The organism is Candidatus Pseudomonas phytovorans (assembly GCA_029202525.1).
Lineage (GTDB): Bacteria > Pseudomonadota > Gammaproteobacteria > Pseudomonadales > Pseudomonadaceae > Aquipseudomonas > Aquipseudomonas phytovorans.
In genome coordinates, this window is the sequence record CP119325.1 from 2,064,782 (window position 1) to 2,082,275 (window position 17,494).

Here is a 17,494-nt window from a genome sequence, read left to right on the forward strand (position 1 = left end):
GCCGGCAGGCGCCCCGCAATGCGTTCAGCACTCACAACAAGGACGCGCCGCTAGTCATTGGCGCAGTTGCAGGATCAACCAGCCCCAAGGCTGAACGAGGTCGACATGGCATTCTGGAAACGAACCCCGCAGAACGAAAAACCCACCGTTTCCGTGAGCCGGCCGAGCCTTATCCAGGCCTTGGAGCCGCGTATGATGTTCGACGCCTCGGTGGCCATCGTGGCCGACCAGGGCGCCCAGGCCGCAGAAGCGGCAGCCGCCACCAGCAAAGACACCAGCACGGCCAACGATGCGGCCAACACGCAAGACACTGCGACCCATGAAGCGGCGCAGGAGGCAGCCCCCGGCACCGCACCGGCCACCACGGCGGCCGGCAGCCACGAGGTGGTGTTCATCGACTCTGCCGTCAGCGACTACCAGAAGCTCATCGCCGGCCTCCCCGAAGGGGTCGAGGTGGTGGTGCTGGAAAGTGGCAAGGACGGCTTCAAGCAGATTGCCGATTACCTTGATGGCCGCAGCGATGTGGCCTCTATCGATATCATCAGCCACGGCGACAGTGGCTACGTGTACCTGGCGGGCAACGCCATCTGGGCCGATCAACTGGCCAGCCATAGCGCGGACCTTGCGCGCATTGGCGCCAGCCTGGTGGACGGTGGCGACATTCGCTTTTTCGCCTGTAATACGGGGGCCGGCAGCGAGGGTGCGCTGTTCGTCAGCGAAGTGGCGCGGCTCAGCGGTGCCGATGTAGGCGCTTCTTCGGATTCCACCGGCAATCGCGCGGGCGAGGACTGGGAACTGGAAACCGTATCCGGTGTGGTGGCCAGTGGCGTGGGCGTGCAGCGCGGCGACTTGTCGGCCTTCGATACCTCGCTGGCGACCATTACCGTCACCGACACCGATGCCTCCTCACTGGCGGTCAATGGCAAGGTTTCGCTGGCCGAGGCCATCCAGGCGGCCAATACCAACGCGTCGGTGGACGGCTCCGCTGCGGGCAGCGGCAGCGATATCATCGTCTTCCATGAGTCGCTCAAAGGGCAGACCATTCGCTGGTCCAGCGCCTCCGCACTGCTGGTCACCAGCGACATTACCATCAATGGCGATGTCGACGGGGACGGCCAGGGCGACATCATCCTCAGCGGCGACGTCAACAACAACGGTACGCGCGATGCGGCAGAGTCTGCCGGCCTGCAAAGCAACGCCGGTGGTGTGCTGACCTTGCGCAACCTGGACTTCCGCTATTTCTCTGGCAACCTCGCCAATGGTGCTGTTCGCGCCAACTCGGGCTCGGTCACCATCGAGGACTCGAACTTCCAGAACAATGCCGGCACGGCGATCAACTCGGCGACGACTTCAGGTTCCACGCTGATCGTGCGTAACACCACGATCCATGACAACAGCACCACTGTGGTCGGCACCTCGGCCATGTCTTCGCTGGTTCGCCTGGGTGGTCCCAACAACCACGTGCTGGAGAACGTGGCGATCTACAACAACAGCGGTACGTTGAGTGCGGGTACCACGGTAGCGGCTGGCTCGGTGATCGTGGTGACCAACTCCGGTGGCACGGTGCGCATCATCAACAGCACCATCGCCAACAACACCTTCACCGCCGCGAGCGGCACCATCAACTCGGCTGGCCTGGGTTGGGCCGTAGGCGCTGCTGGCACGGTGACGGTGCAAAACAGCATTCTTACTGGCAATACCGTCAACGGTGCGGCCGCCGATGCAGCCACCAACAGTGGCGCCGGTACCGGCTACGCCAGTATCACCAACGTGATCGGCTCCACGGTCAACTTCGTCAATGCGGCTGGGGGCGATTATCGCCTGGCCGCCAGCGCCACCAACGCTATCGACCAAGGCACCCTTGGCGGGGCGCCCACCACTGACCTGCGCGGTTTCGAGCGGCCACGGGGCGGCGCCGTGGACATTGGTGCCTACGAGGTGCTGTATTCGGCGCCCCCGGTGGTCGACCTGGACACCGGCACGGGCGGCAACAACAGCAGCGTCGACTTCACCGGTACGCCGGTGGCGATCATGCCCAACATCAGCATTACCCAGACCGATGGCGATACCCAAGTGAGCGGCGCCACGTTGAACCTTACGGGCATCGCGGATGGCGCCAACGAAACGCTGTCGCTGAGCACTGCGCAGATCGCCCTGGCGGCCAGCTACGGCATCACCGTGAGCGGGTCGGGTACTGCTGTGCTCACGCTGAGCGGCGTCTCCACCCTGGGGAACTACAACACCGTGCTCGCCTCGGTGGCGTACGCCAACTCCACTGGTAGCTATACCGCAGGTGCGCGAAGCGTGGCGGTCAGTGTCAATGACGACATGGGCAGCACTAACCGCACCGCCTCGGTGGTGGTAGTGCCTCCCAATAGCGCGCCGGTGATCGGCAACCTCAACGGTGACAGCCTGACCTTCACCCAGGGCGGCGGTGCCGTGTTGATCGATGCGGGTGGCAATGCCACGGTCAGCGACATCGACTCCGTCGATTTTGCCGGTGGCAACCTGACGGTCGAGATCAGCAGCAATGGCGTGACCGGAGAAGACATACTGGGCATCCGCAGTGCCGGCCAGATCAGCGTGTCTGGCACCGACGTGACCTACGCTGGCGTGACCATCGGTACGGTTGCCGGCGGTACTGGCGGGGCCAACCTGGTCGTCACCTTCAACGCCAATGCCACCGTTACCGCCGTACAGGCGCTGGTGCGCAGCGTCACTTACGACAACAGCAACGCCAGCAATGGCATCGGCCAGGTCAGCCGTGGGCTGACGATTACCGTCAACGATGGCGACGGGGGCACTTCCAGCGCCGCCTCGGTGGTGGTCGCCGTGCGCGAAACCGTGCCGCCAACCGCCACCATCAGCATTAGCGATACGACGTTGAAAATTGGCGATACCGCCACGGTGACCATTACCTTCAGTGAGGCCGTGACCGGCTTCGACAATGCTGATCTGACCATTGAAAACGGCACCTTGAGCGCCGTGAGCAGTGCCGATGGTGGCATTACCTGGACCGCGACCTTCACCCCGACCAGCGGCATCAGCGACACCACCAACCTGATTACCCTGGACAACAGTGGGGTGTTCGATGCAGCAGGTAATGCCGGCAGCGGCACTACCGACTCGAACAACTACGCCATCGATACCCAGCGCCCAACCGCGACTATCGTGGTGGCCGACAGTGTCTTGGCCGTTGGTGAGACTTCGCAGGTAACCATCACCTTCAGCGAGCCGGTGAGCGGCTTCACCACCTTCGACCTGAACGTGGAAAACGGCGTGGTGAGCGGGTTGAGCAGTTCGGACGGTGGTATCACCTGGACCGGGACCTTTACCCCGACCAACGGTATCAGCGATACCAGCAACGTGATCACCCTGGACAGCTCTGGCGTGATCGACTTGGCAGGCAACGCCGGCTCGGGCACCACCGACTCCAACAACTACGTCATCGACACCCAGCGCCCAACCGCCACTATCGTGGTGGCCGACAGTACTTTGATCGTGGGTGAGACTTCGCTGGTCACCATTACTTTCAGCGAGGCGGTCAGCGGCTTTGACCTTGCCGACCTGAGCGTGCAGAACGGTACCTTGAGTGGCCTGAGCACTTCCGACCAGATCGTCTGGACCGCGACTCTGACACCGGACAGCAGCATCAGTGACACCAGCAACCTCATCACGTTGAACAATACGGGTGTGGTGGATCAGGCGGGTAACACCGGCACCGGCACCACCGATTCCAACAACTTCGCCATCGACACGCTGCGCCCGACCGCCACCATTGTAGTTGCCAACAGCAGCCTGAGCATCGGCCAGACCAGCCAGGTGACCATCACCTTCAGCGAAGCGGTGACCGGCTTCACCACCCTCGACCTGAACGTGGCCAACGGCGTGGTCAGCGGGTTGAGCAGCGCCGACGGCGGCGTTACCTGGACCGCGACCCTGACGCCGAGCGGGGACATCAGCGACACCAGCAACGTCATCACCTTGAACAATGCTGGCGTGAGCGACCAGGCCGGCAACGCTGGCACCGGCATCACCGAGTCCAACAACTACGCCATCGATACCCAGCGCCCAACGGCGACCGTCGTTGTCAGCGATACCGACCTGACGGCCGGCGAAACCACCACGGTCACCATCACCTTCAGCGAGGCGGTGACGGGCTTCACCCTGACTGACCTGTCGGCGATCAGCGGTGCCTTGAGCAACCTCAGCAGCGCCGATGGCGGCGTCACCTGGACTGCCACCCTGACCCCGGACGTGAACGTTCAGGCCAATGGCAACATCGTGATGTTGAACAACACCGGTGTGGTCGATCAGGTGGGCAATACCGGCAGTGGCCTGTCCCTGTCGAACGTCTATTCCGTCAATACCCGGCAGCCTACCGCCACCCTCTTCGTTGCCGACACGGCGCTGCGCGCAGGCGAAACCAGCCTGGTGACCATCACCTTCAGCGAGGCGGTGAGCGGTTTTACCCTCCTTGATCTAAACGTCGCCAACGGCGTGGTGAGCGGGTTGAGCAGCGGGGACGGTGGCATTACCTGGACCGCCACCTTCACCCCCGACAGCGATGTGCAGGACCTGACCAACGTCATCACCCTGGACAACAGCGGCGTGGTAGGGGCGAGCTCCGGCAACCCAGGTACGGGCACCACCGATTCCAACAATTACGCGATCGACACGTTGCGCCCGACCGCTACCATCGTGGTCGCCAACAACAGCCTGAGCATCGGCCAGACCAGCCTGGTGACCATCACCTTCAGCGAAGCGGTGACCGGCTTCTCCACCCTCGACCTGAACGTGGCCAATGGCGTGCTCAGCGGGTTGAGCAGCTTGGACGGTGGCCTCACCTGGACCGCGACCTTGACGCCAAGCGGCAACACCAGCGATACCAGCAATGTCATCACCTTTAACAATGCTGGCGTGAGCGACCAGGCCGGCAACACTGGCACCGGCATCACCGAGTCCAACAACTACGCCATCGATACCCAGCGCCCAACGGCGACCATCAGCGTCAGCGACACCGACCTTACCGTGGGCGAAACCGCCACGGTCACCATCACTTTCAACGAAGCGGTGAGCGGTTTTGGCCTGGAGGACCTGAGCGTAACCAACGGTACCTTGAGCAACCTCAGCAGTGTCGACGGCATCGTCTGGATCGCGACCCTGACCCCAGCTGCCAACGTGCGGGCCACCAACAACCTGGTGACGCTGGCCAACTACGGTGTTGCCGATCAGATTGGCAACGTCGGCGTCGGCACCACCGACTCGGCCAACTTCTCGGTCAACACCGTGGTGCCAACCGCCACCATCATCGTTGCCGACCCGTCGCTGCGCGCGGGTGAAAGCAGCCAGGTGACCATCACCTTCAGCGAGGCGGTAAGTGGCTTCAGCAATGCCGACCTCACCCTTGCCAACGGTACCTTGAGCGCGGTCAGCAGCGCGGATGGCGGCGTCACCTGGACCGCTACCTTTACCCCCGACAGCGATGTTCAGGATGTGACCAACGTCATCACCCTGGACAACAGCGGCGTGGTAGGGGCGAGCTCCGGCAACCCAGGTACGGGCACCACCGATTCCAACAATTACGCGATCGACACGTTGCGCCCGACCGCTACCATCGTGGTCGCCAACAACAGCCTGAGCATCGGCCAGACCAGCCTGGTGACCATCACCTTCAGCGAAGCGGTGACCGGCTTCTCCACCCTCGACCTGAACGTGGCCAATGGCGTGCTCAGCGGGTTGAGCAGCTTGGACGGTGGCCTCACCTGGACCGCGACCTTGACGCCAAGCGGCAACACCAGCGATACCAGCAATGTCATCACCTTTAACAATGCTGGCGTGAGCGACCAGGCCGGCAACACTGGCACCGGCATCACCGAGTCCAACAACTACGCCATCGATACCCAGCGCCCAACGGCGACCATCAGCGTCAGCGACACCGACCTTACCGTGGGCGAAACCGCCACGGTCACCATCACTTTCAACGAAGCGGTGAGCGGTTTTGGCCTGGAGGACCTGAGCGTAACCAACGGTACCTTGAGCAACCTCAGCAGTGTCGACGGCATCGTCTGGATCGCGACCCTGACCCCAGCTGCCAACGTGCGGGCCACCAACAACCTGGTGACGCTGGCCAACTACGGTGTTGCCGATCAGATTGGCAACGTCGGCGTCGGCACCACCGACTCGGCCAACTTCTCGGTCAACACCGTGGTGCCAACCGCCACCATCATCGTTGCAGACCCGTCGCTGCGCGCGGGTGAAAGCAGCCAGGTGACCATCACCTTCAGCGAGGCGGTAAGTGGCTTCAGCAATGCCGACCTCACCCTTGCCAACGGTACCTTGAGCGCGGTCAGCAGCGCGGATGGCGGCGTCACCTGGACCGCTACCTTTACCCCCGACAGCGATGTTCAGGATGTGACCAACGTCATCACCCTGGACAACAGCGGCGTGGTAGGGGCGAGCTCCGGCAACCCAGGTACGGGTACCACCGACTCCAACAATTACGCCATCGACACGCTGCGCCCGACCGCCACTATCGTGGTCGCCAACAATAGCCTGAGCATCGGCCAGACCAGCCTGGTGACCATCACCTTCAGTGAAGCAGTGAGCGGCTTCACCACCCTCGACCTGAACGTGGCCAATGGCGTGGTGAGCGGCTTGAGCAGCGCCGACGGTGGCGTTACCTGGACCGCGACCCTGACGCCGGGCGGGGACATCAGCGATACCAGCAACGTCATCACCTTGAACAACGCGGGCGTGAGCGACCAGGCCGGCAATACCGGCACCGGCATCACCGAGTCCAACAACTACGCCGTCGATACCCAGCGCCCAACGGCGACCATCAGCCTCAGCGACACCGCCCTGACCGTCGGTGAAACCGCCACGGTCACCATCACCTTCAGCGAGGCGGTAAGCGATTTTGGCCTGGAAGACCTGAGCGTAACCAACGGTACCCTGAGCAACCTCAGCAGTGCTGACGGTATCGTCTGGACTGCGACCTTCACCCCAGCGAGCGATGTTCAGGATGTGGCCAACGTCATCACCTTGAACAACGCCGGTGTGAGCGACCAGGCGGGCAATAGCGGTAGCGGCACTACCGACTCGAACACCTTCGCCATCGATACTCACCGCCCAACGGCGACCATCGTGGTCGCCAACAGCAGCCTGAGCATTGGCCAGACCAGTCTGGTGACCATTACCTTCAGCGAGGCGGTGAGCGGTTTCGGCCTGGAAGACCTGAGCGTGGCCAATGGCGTAATCAGCGGGTTGAGCAGCGCCGACGGCGGCATCACCTGGACCGCGACACTGACGCCGAGCGGGAATATCAGCGATACCAGCAACGTCATCACGTTGAACAACACCGGTGTGACGGACCAGGCCGGCAATGCCGGCGTCGGCACTACCGATTCCAACAACTTCGCCATCGACACGCTGCGCCCGACCGCCACCATCGTGGTTGCCAACAGCAGCCTGAGCATCGGCCAGACCAGCCAGGTGACCATCACCTTCAGCGAAGCGGTGACGGGCTTCACCACCCTCGACCTGAACGTGGCCAACGGCGTGGTCAGCGGGTTGAGCAGCGCCGACGGCGGCGTCACCTGGACGGCCACGCTGACACCGAGCGGCAACATCAGCGATACCAGCAACGTCATCACCTTGAACAACGCGGGCGTGAGCGACCAGGCCGGCAACACCGGCACCGGCATCACCGAGTCCAACAACTACGCCATCGATACCCAGCGCCCAACGGCGACCATCAGCCTCAGCGACACCGCCCTGACCGTCGGTGAAACCGCCACGGTGACCATCACCTTCAGCGAGGCGGTGAGCGATTTTGGCCTGGAAGACCTGAGCGTAACCAACGGTACCCTGAGCAACCTCAGCAGTGCTGACGGTATCGTCTGGACTGCGACCTTCACCCCAGCGAGCGATGTTCAGGATGTGGCCAACGTCATCACCTTGAACAACAGCGGTGTGACCGACCAGGCGGGCAACAGCGGTAGCGGCACTACCGACTCGTACACTTACGCCATCGACACGCTGCGCCCGACTGCCACTATCGTGGTTGCGAACAATAGCCTGAGCATTGGCCAGACCAGTCTGGTGACCATTACCTTCAGCGAGGCGGTGAGCGGTTTCGGCCTGGAAGACCTGAGCGTGGCCAACGGCGTCGTCAGCGGGTTGAGCAGCGCCGACGGCGGCATCACCTGGACCGCGACACTGACGCCGAGCGGGAATATCAGCGATACCAGCAACGTCATCACGTTGAACAACACCGGTGTGACGGACCAGGCCGGCAACGCCGGCACCGGCACTACCGACTCCAACAACTATGCCATCGACACTCAGCGCCCGTCCGCCACCATCGTGGTTGCGAGCAACAGCCTGAGCATCGGTCAGACCAGCCAGGTGATCATCACCTTCAGCGAGGCGGTGAGCGGCTTCACCACCCTCGACCTGAACGTGGCCAACGGCGTGGTGAGCGGCTTGAGCAGTGCCGATGGCGGCGTCACCTGGACGGCCACGCTGACGCCGAGCGGCAACATCAGCGATACCAGCAACGTCATCACCTTGAACAACGCGGGCGTAAGCGACCAGGCCGGCAACACCGGCACCGGCATCACCGAGTCCAACAACTACGCCGTCGATACCCAGCGCCCAACGGCGACCATCAGCCTCAGCGACACCGACCTCACGGTGGGCGAAACCGCCACGGTCACCATCACCTTCAGCGAGGCGGTGAGCGATTTTGGCCTGGAAGACCTGAGCGTAACCAACGGCACTCTGAGCAACCTCAGCAGTGTCGACGGCATCGTCTGGATCGCGACCCTGACCCCGGCTGCCAACGTGCGGGCCACCAGCAACCTGGTCACACTGGCTAACAGCGGTGTTGCCGATCAGGTTGGCAACGTCGGCGTCGGCACTACCGACTCGGCCAACTTCACGGTCAACACCATGGTGCCGACGGCTACCATCATCGTTGCCGACCCGGCGCTGCGCGCGGGTGAAAGCAGCCAGGTGACCATCACCTTCAGCGAGGCGGTAGGTGGCTTCAGCAATGCTGACCTGAGCATTGCCAACGGTACGTTGAGCACGGTCAGCAGCGTGGACGGTGGCATTACCTGGACCGCCACCTTCACCCCTGCCAGCGATGTTCAGGATGTGACCAACGTCATCACCTTGGACAACACCGGTGTCGTAGGGGCGCTGTCTGGCAACGCCGGGGTCGGCACTACCGATTCCAACAACTTCGCCATCGACACGTTGCGTCCGACCGCCACCATCGTGGTTGCGAACAACAGCCTGAACATTGGCCAGACCAGCCTGGTGACCATAACCTTCAGCGAAGTGGTGAGCGGCTTCACCACCCTCGACCTGAACGTGGCCAATGGCGTGGTCAGCGGGTTGAGCAGCGCCGACGGCGGCATCACCTGGACCGCGACCCTGACGCCGAGCGAGGAGATCAGCGACACCAGCAACGTCATCACCTTGAACAACGCGGGCGTGAGCGACCAGGCTGGCAACGCCGGGACCGGCACCACCGAGTCCAACAACTACGCCATTGATACCCAGCGCCCAACGGCGACCATCAGCGTCAGCGACACCGACCTTACGGTGGGCGAAACCGCCACGGTGACCATCACCTTCAGCGAAACGGTGAGCGGTTTTGGCCTGGAAGACCTGAACGTAACCAACGGTACCCTGAGCAACCTCAGCAGTGTCGACGGCATCGTCTGGACTGCGACCTTCACGCCAGCGAGCGATGTTCAGGATGTGGCCAACGTCATCACCTTGAACAACGCCGGTGTGACCGATCAGGCGGGCAATAGCGGTAGCGCCACTACCGACTCGAACACCTTCGCCATCGATACTCAACGCCCAACGGCGACCATCGTGGTCGCCAACAGCAGCCTGAGCATCGGCCAGACCAGTCTGGTGACCATTACCTTCAGCGAGGCGGTGAGCGGTTTCGGCCTGGAAGACCTGAGCGTAACCAACGGTACGCTGAGTAACCTCAGCAGTGCCGACGGCATCGTCTGGACTGCGACTTTCACCCCAGCGAACGATGTTCAGGATGCGGCGAGCGTCATCACCTTGAACAACACCGGGGTGACCGATCACGCGGGCAACAGCGGTAGCGGCACTACCAGCTCGAACACCTACACCATCGACACGCAGCGCCCAACCGCGACGGTCGTGGTTGCGAACAGCAGCCTGGGCATCGGCCAGACCAGCCTGGTGACCATTACCTTCAGCGAGGCGGTGAGCGGTTTCGGCCTGGAAGACCTGAGCGTGGCCAACGGTGTCGTCAGCGGGTTGAGCAGCGCCGACGGTGGCATCACCTGGACCGCAATCCTGACGCCGAGCGGCAGCATCAGCGATACCAGCAACGTCATCACGCTGAACAACGCGGGCGTGAGCGACCAGGCTGGCAACGCCGGCACCGGTACCACCGACTCCAACAACTACGCCATCGACACCCAGCGCCCAACGGCGACCATCAGCGTCAGCGACACCAACCTTACGGTGGGCGAAACCGCCACGGTGACCATCACCTTCAGCGAGGCAGTGAGCGGCTTTGGCCTGGAAGACCTGAGCGTAGCCAGCGGCACCCTGAGCAACCTCAGCAGTGCCGACGGTGTCGTCTGGACTGCGACTTTCACCCCGGCGAACGATGTTCAGGATGTGGCCAACGTCATCACCTTGAACAACGCCGGTGTGACCGATCAGGCGGGCAACAGCGGTAGCGCCACTACCGACTCGAACACCTTCGCCATCGATACTCAACGCCCAACGGCGACCATCGTGGTCGCCAACAGCAGCCTGAGCATCGGCCAGACCAGCCTGGTGACCATTACCTTCAGCGAGGCGGTGACCGGCTTCACCACCCTCGACCTGAACGTGGCCAATGGCGTAATCAGCGGGTTGAGCAGCGCCGACGGCGGCATCACCTGGACCGCGACCCTGAAGCCGAGCGGCAACATCAGCGATACCGGCAACGTCATCACCTTGAACAACGCGGGCGTGAGCGACCAGGCCGGCAACGCCGGCACCGGCACCACCGAGTCCAACAACTACGCCATCGACACCCAGCGCCCAACGGCGACCATCAGCGTCAGCGACACCGACCTTACGGTGGGCGAAACCGCCACGGTGACCATCACCTTCAGCGAAGCGGTGAGCGGTTTTGGCCTGGAAGACCTGAGCGTAACCAACGGTACCTTGAGCAACCTCAGCAGTGTCGACGGCATCGTCTGGATCGCGACCCTGACCCCAGCTGCCAACGTGCGGGCCACCAACAACCTGGTCACGCTGGCCAACAGCGGTGTTGCCGATCAGGTTGGCAACGTCGGCGTCGGCACCACCGACTCGGCCAACTTCTCGGTCAACACCGTGGTGCCAACCGCCACCATCATCGTTGCCGACCCGGCGCTGCGCGCGGGTGAAAGCAGCCAGGTGACCATCACCTTCAGCGAGGCGGTAAGTGGCTTCAGCAATGCCGACCTCACCCTTGCCAACGGTACCTTGAGCGCGGTCAGCAGCGCGGATGGCGGCGTCACCTGGACCGCCACCTTTACCCCGGCGAGCGATGTTCAAGATGGGACCAACATCATCACCTTGGACAACACCGGTATAGTAGGCGCGCAGTCTGGCAACGCCGGCGTCGGCACCACCGACTCCAACAACTTTGCTATCGACACTCAGCGCCCCACCGCGCAGATTACTGTCACTGGCAACCTCATTGCCGGCCAGACGGGCACTGCAACCATCACGTTCAGCGAAGCCGTCAGCAACCTGTCAGTGAGCGACCTGATCGTCAGCAACGCAAGCCTCAGCGGGCTGCAAACCGCCGATGGTGGTGTGACCTGGACGGCAGTGCTGACCCCGGTGGCCGGCAACCAAAGCAGCGGTAACCGGATTACCCTCGACACCCGCACGCTTACCGACGCCGCGGGCAACCATGGCGACAGTACCGTGCAGTCCAACGACTACCTGATTGATACCCGTGCGCCAAGCGTGACCAGCGTGGGTGTGCCTGTCGCCGGAGTGACTTACAACGCCGGCGATGCCCTGGTGTTCGTGGTCAACGCCAGCGAGGCCGTCGAGGTCAACGGTACGCCCCGACTGGTACTGGACGTAGGCGGGCGCACGGTGTTCGCGGAGCTCACGGCGGGGGCCGGCACGCCTACCCTGGTGTTCCAGTACATCATCCAGGCCGGCGACAACGACAGCAAAGGCATCAGCGTGACCGGGTTGCAGGCCAATGGCGCGACCTTGCGCGACGCCCAGGGCAACGCCATGGACCTGACCTTGAACGGCATTGCCGATACCGGCCATGTGCTGATCGACACTCAGGTACCGACGGCCATTGGCATCGTCACCCTCGATCCGTCGCCAAGCAACGCTCAGAGCGTGCGCTTCACCGTTACTTTCAGCGAGCGCGTCAATGGCGTGGACCTGTCCGACTTCAGCCTGGCCCTCAGCGGTACCGCCAGCGGCGTGCTGAGTGGTGTGCGTCTGGTCAGCGATGGCGTGTATGAAATTACCGTCAATAACGTAAGCGGTACCGGTACGTTGGGCCTGAATCTCAACGCCAGTGGCACGGGCATCAGCGATGTGGGCGGCAACTTGCTTGGCGGTGGCCTGACGGGGCCGGTGTACAGCATCGATCGCGACGTGCCGACGGTCAGCAGCGTCAGTGTGCCGGTCGGGGTACCGTACAACGCGGGCGACACCCTGACCTTCGTGGTCAACACCAGCGAGGCCGTTATTGTCGATGGCGCCCCGCGTCTGGCGCTGGATATCGGCGGGCGTACCGTCTTCGCCGATTTCGTGGCAGGGTCTGGCACACCCACACTGGTGTTCCAGTACCGCATCCAGGCGGGCGACAACGATGCCGATGGTATTCAGGTGGTAGGCCTTGCCGCCAACGGTGCCGCCTTGCGCGACGCCACGGGCAATGCCCTGAACCCTGGGCTCAACGCCGTCGGCGACAGCCGAGGGGTGGTTGTTGACACCCGCCTGCCGAGTGTCGAGTCGATCGTGCCGGCACCGGTTGCCGGCTCCGCCAGCCAATCGTTCACCGTCACCTTCAGTGAAAATGTGCGCGGCGTCGACTTGGGCGATTTCGAACTGGTCGCCACCGGCAATGCCGTCGGCAGCCTGCAGTCTCTGGTACAGATCGATGGCCGAACCTGGCAGGTCAATGTCGCCGGTGTGGCCGGCACCGGCAGCCTGGCACTGGCCTTGAAGGCCAGTGGCACGGGCATCAGCGATGTTGCCGGCAATGTGCTGCAAGGCGGGTTCGTTGGCCAGGGCAGGGCGTTGCAGTCCACCGATGGCGACCCCTTGTTCCGCGCATACACGAGTGCCCAGCCAGGCTTTGCCGCCCAGGGTGTGCCGGTTGTGGCGGTACCTGGGCCTGCACTGGCGCCGTTCCAGTCGCCGCTGCTGCCCGCACCGCTGTTCGACGTACCAAGCGTCGGTGGCAACCTGCCGCCGCTCGGCAGCATTTTCATTCGAAGTGGCGGCTTGGCGCCCAGCTACCTGGCCCAGGTATTCGCCGGGCAGCAAGGCGGCATCGACAACGACTCCGGTGCGAGCCACTTCGGTTTCGGTGGCGGCGAGGCCAATGTGTTCGGCGGCAGTACCCTGGCCAATATTTTCGTCAAGACGATACCGGGCGATGGCGGCCCGAATGAGCTGACCGGTGGTAAACCGCCGCAAACGAGCATTGACGGCGCTGCCGGCAGGGCGCTGTCTGGGGCACCAACCCTGGGCCAGCAATTGCAGGCCTTCAAGGACAGTGAGCAGCGCCACGCCAGGAATCTGGAATTGGCGCTGGGGCAGATCGAAGCAGCCAGGACCGAGGCGTGAGCCCTCGGCAAGCATGACAACAGGACAGTAGAAATCAATAGGCCGTACCAGGGGGCGGCAGGGATGAATAAAGCATCAAGGATATTTGCGATAAGCATGCTGGCACTGGCTGTGACGGGGTGTGCAGTCAAGACCCAACCGATCGAACGCAGCGTCAGCGAGCAGCGCGCGCGGGACGATCTGTCGAGCATGTTCAAAGGCCAGGAGGCACTACAAGGGCCGTTGACCCTGCATCAGGCGATGGCCCGGGCGGTGAAGTACAACCTGGAAGCACGCCTGAAGGTGATGGAAGAAGCGCTGGCGCAGCGCCAGGTCGACCTGGCCACCTTCGATATGTTGCCACGCATGGCAATGTCCGCAGGCTACGCAGGGCGCAGCAACACCAACGCCGCCAGCAGCCGCAGCGTGCTGACCAACACCCAGTCGTTGGAACCCTCCACCTCTCAGGACCGCGACCGTGACGTCGCTGACCTGACCATGGTCTGGAACGTGCTGGACTTTGGTGTCAGCTATGTCAGCGCCAAGCAGCAGGGTGACCAGCGCCTGATCGTGCAGGAGCGCCGGCGCAAGGTGGTGCAGACCATCATTCAGGACGTCCGCTCGGCCTACTGGCGCGCAGTCGCCGCCGAACGCCTGCTCAAGCAGATCGATACCCTGATGGTGCGGGTCGAACAGGCCCGTGACAACAGCCAGCGTATGGGCGAACAGCGCATCGGTGACCAGATCCAGGCGTTGAACTACCAGCGATCGCTGATCGAAGCCACCCGCCAGCTGGAAGAGCAACGCCGCGCATTGTCGCTGGCCAAGACCGAGCTGGGCGCACTGATCAACCTGCCGCCAGGCACCGAGCTGACGCTGGCCAGCAACGACGACTACAGCGTGCCGGAGCTCAAGGTTGGCCTGGACACACTGGAGCAACAAGCCTTGGCCGCCCGCCCGGAACTGCGCGAGCAGGATTACCAGGCGCGCATTAGCGCGGCCGAGGTGCGCAAGTCGATGCTGCGCATGCTGCCGGGCCTTGAGTTTTCCGCCGGTGGCCACTACGACAGCAACAGCTTCCTGACCAACCAGCACTGGGCCGATTACGGCGTGAAGGTCACCTGGAACCTGTTCAACGTGTTGTCCGGCCCGGCCTCCATCGATGTGGCCAAGGCCGGAGAGCAGGTGGTCGAAGCGCGTCGTCAGGCGATGTCGATGGCAATCCTGGCGCAACTGTACGTGGCCAATGCCAACTACAGTGAAGCCCGCCGCCAGTTTGCCACCAGCCAGCAAATGGTTGCGCTCGACCAGCAGATTGTCGAGCAGTTGCGCAACCGCCATCAGGCTCAAGGCATTGGCGAGCTGGAGCTGATCCAGGGCGAGCTGAACGCCTTGCAAGCCGACCTGCGCCGCGACCTGGCATACGCCGAACTGCGTAACAGCTACGGCCAGGTGTTCGCCAGCGCCGGCCTCGACCCGCTGCCGGAAACCCTGCCGTCTGGCGAGCTGACTGACATTGCCCAGGCGCTGAGCAGCAGCGAAGCCCGCTGGCAGCGCGGTGAGATCGCGCCGGGCTCCTGACCGCACGGCTCAAGCGTGCTGGGGCAGTACCTGCTCCAGCACGTAGCCCAGCAGCTGCGCCAGCGACGCTTGAAGGCTGATACGGCCGGTGTCCACTACCAGGTCAGGCTGTTCTGGCACCTCATAGGGCGCATCGATCCCGGTGAACGCCTTGATCTCTCCTGCGCGTGCCCTTCGGTACAGCCCTTTGGGGTCGCGTGCCTCGCAGGTGGCCAGGTCGGCTTTGACGTAAACCTCGTGGAACCCGGTCTTGCACGCCCGACGTGCGGTTGCGCGGTCGGCGCGGTAGGGCGAGATCAGCGCGGCGATGCAGATAAGCCCGGCATCGGCGAACAGGGCGGCCACTTCGCCGGTACGGCGAATGTTTTCGTGGCGGTCGGTGGGAGAGAAGCCCAGGTCGGCATTCAGGCCGTTGCGCAGGATATCGCCGTCCAGGATGTAGCAGGGGTGGCCCAGGGCTTCGAGGCGCAATGCCAGCGCAGTGGCCAGGGAGGACTTGCCAGAGCCGGACAGGCCAGTTAACCATATTACGTTGCCGGGCATTTTCTTTGTGGGCATACCTGCACCTTTTTCGTCATGTTATGCCCGAACACAAAATTTAGGACAGTCCCGCCAAAAGAAATTCGGCTCCGGCGGCAGAAAACGTTACCCTATGCAACTGAATTTCCCGCACTTGCCTGAGGTTACCTCCGTGTTCTCCCAATTCGCCCTGCATGAACGCCTGCTTAAAGCCGTGGCCGAGCTTAAATTCGTCGAGCCGACCCCGGTGCAGGCCGCGGCCATCCCCCTGGCCCTGCAAGGGCGCGACCTGCGTGTGACCGCGCAGACCGGCAGTGGCAAAACGGCGGCCTTCGTGCTGCCGCTGCTCAACCGCCTGGTTGACCTCAAAGGCGGGCGCGTCGAGATCCGTGCGCTGATCCTGCTGCCGACCCGCGAGCTGGCCCAGCAGACCTTGAAGCAGGTGGAGCTGTTCTCGCAGTTCACCTACATCAAGGCAGGCCTGGTCACCGGCGGCGAAGACTTCAAGGAACAGGCCGCCATGCTGCGCAAGGTACCGGACGTGCTGATCGGCACCCCGGGCCGCCTGCTTGAGCAGCTCAACGCTGGCAACCTGGACCTGTCCCACGTGCAAGTGCTGATTCTCGACGAAGCCGACCGCATGCTCGACATGGGCTTTGCCGAAGACATGGAGCGCCTGTGCAAGGAGTGCGAGAACCGCGAACAGACCCTGCTGTTCTCTGCCACCACCGGTGGCGCGGCCCTGCGCGACATCATCGGCAAGGTGCTGAAAGACCCTGAGCACCTGATGCTCAACAGCGTCTCGCAGCTGGCCGAAGGCACCCGCCAGCAGATCATCACTGCCGACCACGACCAGCACAAAGAGCACATCGCGCAGTGGTTGCTGGCCAATGAAACCTTCGACAAGGCGATCATCTTCACCAACACCCGCGCCATGGCCGACCGCATCTACGGTCACCTGGTGGCCAAGGACGTGAAGGCTTTCGTGCTGCACGGCGAGAAGGACCAGAAGGACCGCAAGCTGGCCATCGAGCGCTTCAAGCAGGGCAGCTCCAAGGTGCTGGTGGCTACCGACGTGGCGGCTCGCGGCCTGGACATCGACGGCCTGGACCTGGTGATCAACTTCGACATGCCCCGTAGCGGTGACGAGTACGTGCACCGTGTGGGCCGCACTGGCCGTGCCGGTGGCGAAGGCCTGGCGATCTCGCTGATCACCCACAACGACTGGAACCTGATGTCGAGCATCGAACGCTACCTCAAGCAGCAGTTCGAGCGCCGTGTGATCAAGGAAGTGAAAGGTACTTACAACGGGCCTAAGAAGGTGAAAGCGTCGGGCAAGGCTGTCGGCGCCAAAAAGAAGAAGGTCGACAAGAAGACCGGCGATAAGAAAACCGCCGCCAAGCGCAAGCCGACTGCCAAACCGAGAGCCAATGCACCACTGGCCAGCGCCGACGGCCTGGCGCCGCTGAAAAAGCGCAAGCCTGCTGCTGAATAAGTAGTTATCAAGGCCCTATCGCTGGCTTGCCGGCGATAGGGC

Annotated in this window: 4 protein-coding genes; 3 read left to right on the top strand and 1 reads right to left on the bottom strand. The window is 63.1% G+C overall.

Annotation, left to right across the window (positions count from 1 at the left end; translation table 11 throughout):
- The first annotated feature begins 105 nt into the window (after positions 1-105).
- Together P0Y58_09265 and P0Y58_09270 are read left to right on the top strand one after the other, a co-directional pair.
- Positions 106-13,878: an Ig-like domain-containing protein gene (locus P0Y58_09265; GenBank protein WEK32362.1), complete on the top strand. Its 13,773-nt coding sequence runs from the start codon at positions 106-108 to the stop codon at positions 13,876-13,878.
- A 63-nt stretch (positions 13,879-13,941) separates the two neighbouring features.
- Positions 13,942-15,438: a TolC family protein gene (locus P0Y58_09270; GenBank protein ID WEK32363.1), complete on the top strand. Its 1,497-nt coding sequence runs from the start codon at positions 13,942-13,944 to the stop codon at positions 15,436-15,438.
- Positions 15,439-15,447: 9 nt separating this feature from the next.
- Here the strand turns inward: P0Y58_09270 and cysC are convergent, their stop codons facing one another.
- On the bottom strand, positions 15,448-15,996 hold the full coding sequence (gene cysC / locus P0Y58_09275; GenBank protein WEK32364.1) for an adenylyl-sulfate kinase: 549 nt from the start codon (positions 15,994-15,996) through the stop codon (positions 15,448-15,450).
- Positions 15,997-16,090: 94 nt separating this feature from the next.
- Between cysC and P0Y58_09280 the strand changes: the two genes are divergently transcribed.
- Positions 16,091-17,452 (top strand): DEAD/DEAH box helicase, encoded by a 1,362-nt coding sequence (locus P0Y58_09280; protein WEK32365.1) that lies wholly within the window; start codon positions 16,091-16,093, stop codon positions 17,450-17,452.
- Positions 17,453-17,494 lie beyond the last annotated feature (42 nt).

Excerpts from the sequence above, each read along its gene's own strand:
- P0Y58_09265 (WEK32362.1), top strand. The coding sequence starts at position 106 with ATGGCATTCTGGAAACGAACCCCGCAGAACGAAAAACCCACCGTTTCC.
- P0Y58_09270 (WEK32363.1), top strand. The coding sequence starts at position 13,942 with ATGAATAAAGCATCAAGGATATTTGCGATAAGCATGCTGGCACTGGCT.
- cysC (WEK32364.1), bottom strand. The coding sequence starts at position 15,996 with ATGCCCACAAAGAAAATGCCCGGCAACGTAATATGGTTAACTGGCCTG.
- P0Y58_09280 (WEK32365.1), top strand. The coding sequence starts at position 16,091 with ATGCAACTGAATTTCCCGCACTTGCCTGAGGTTACCTCCGTGTTCTCC.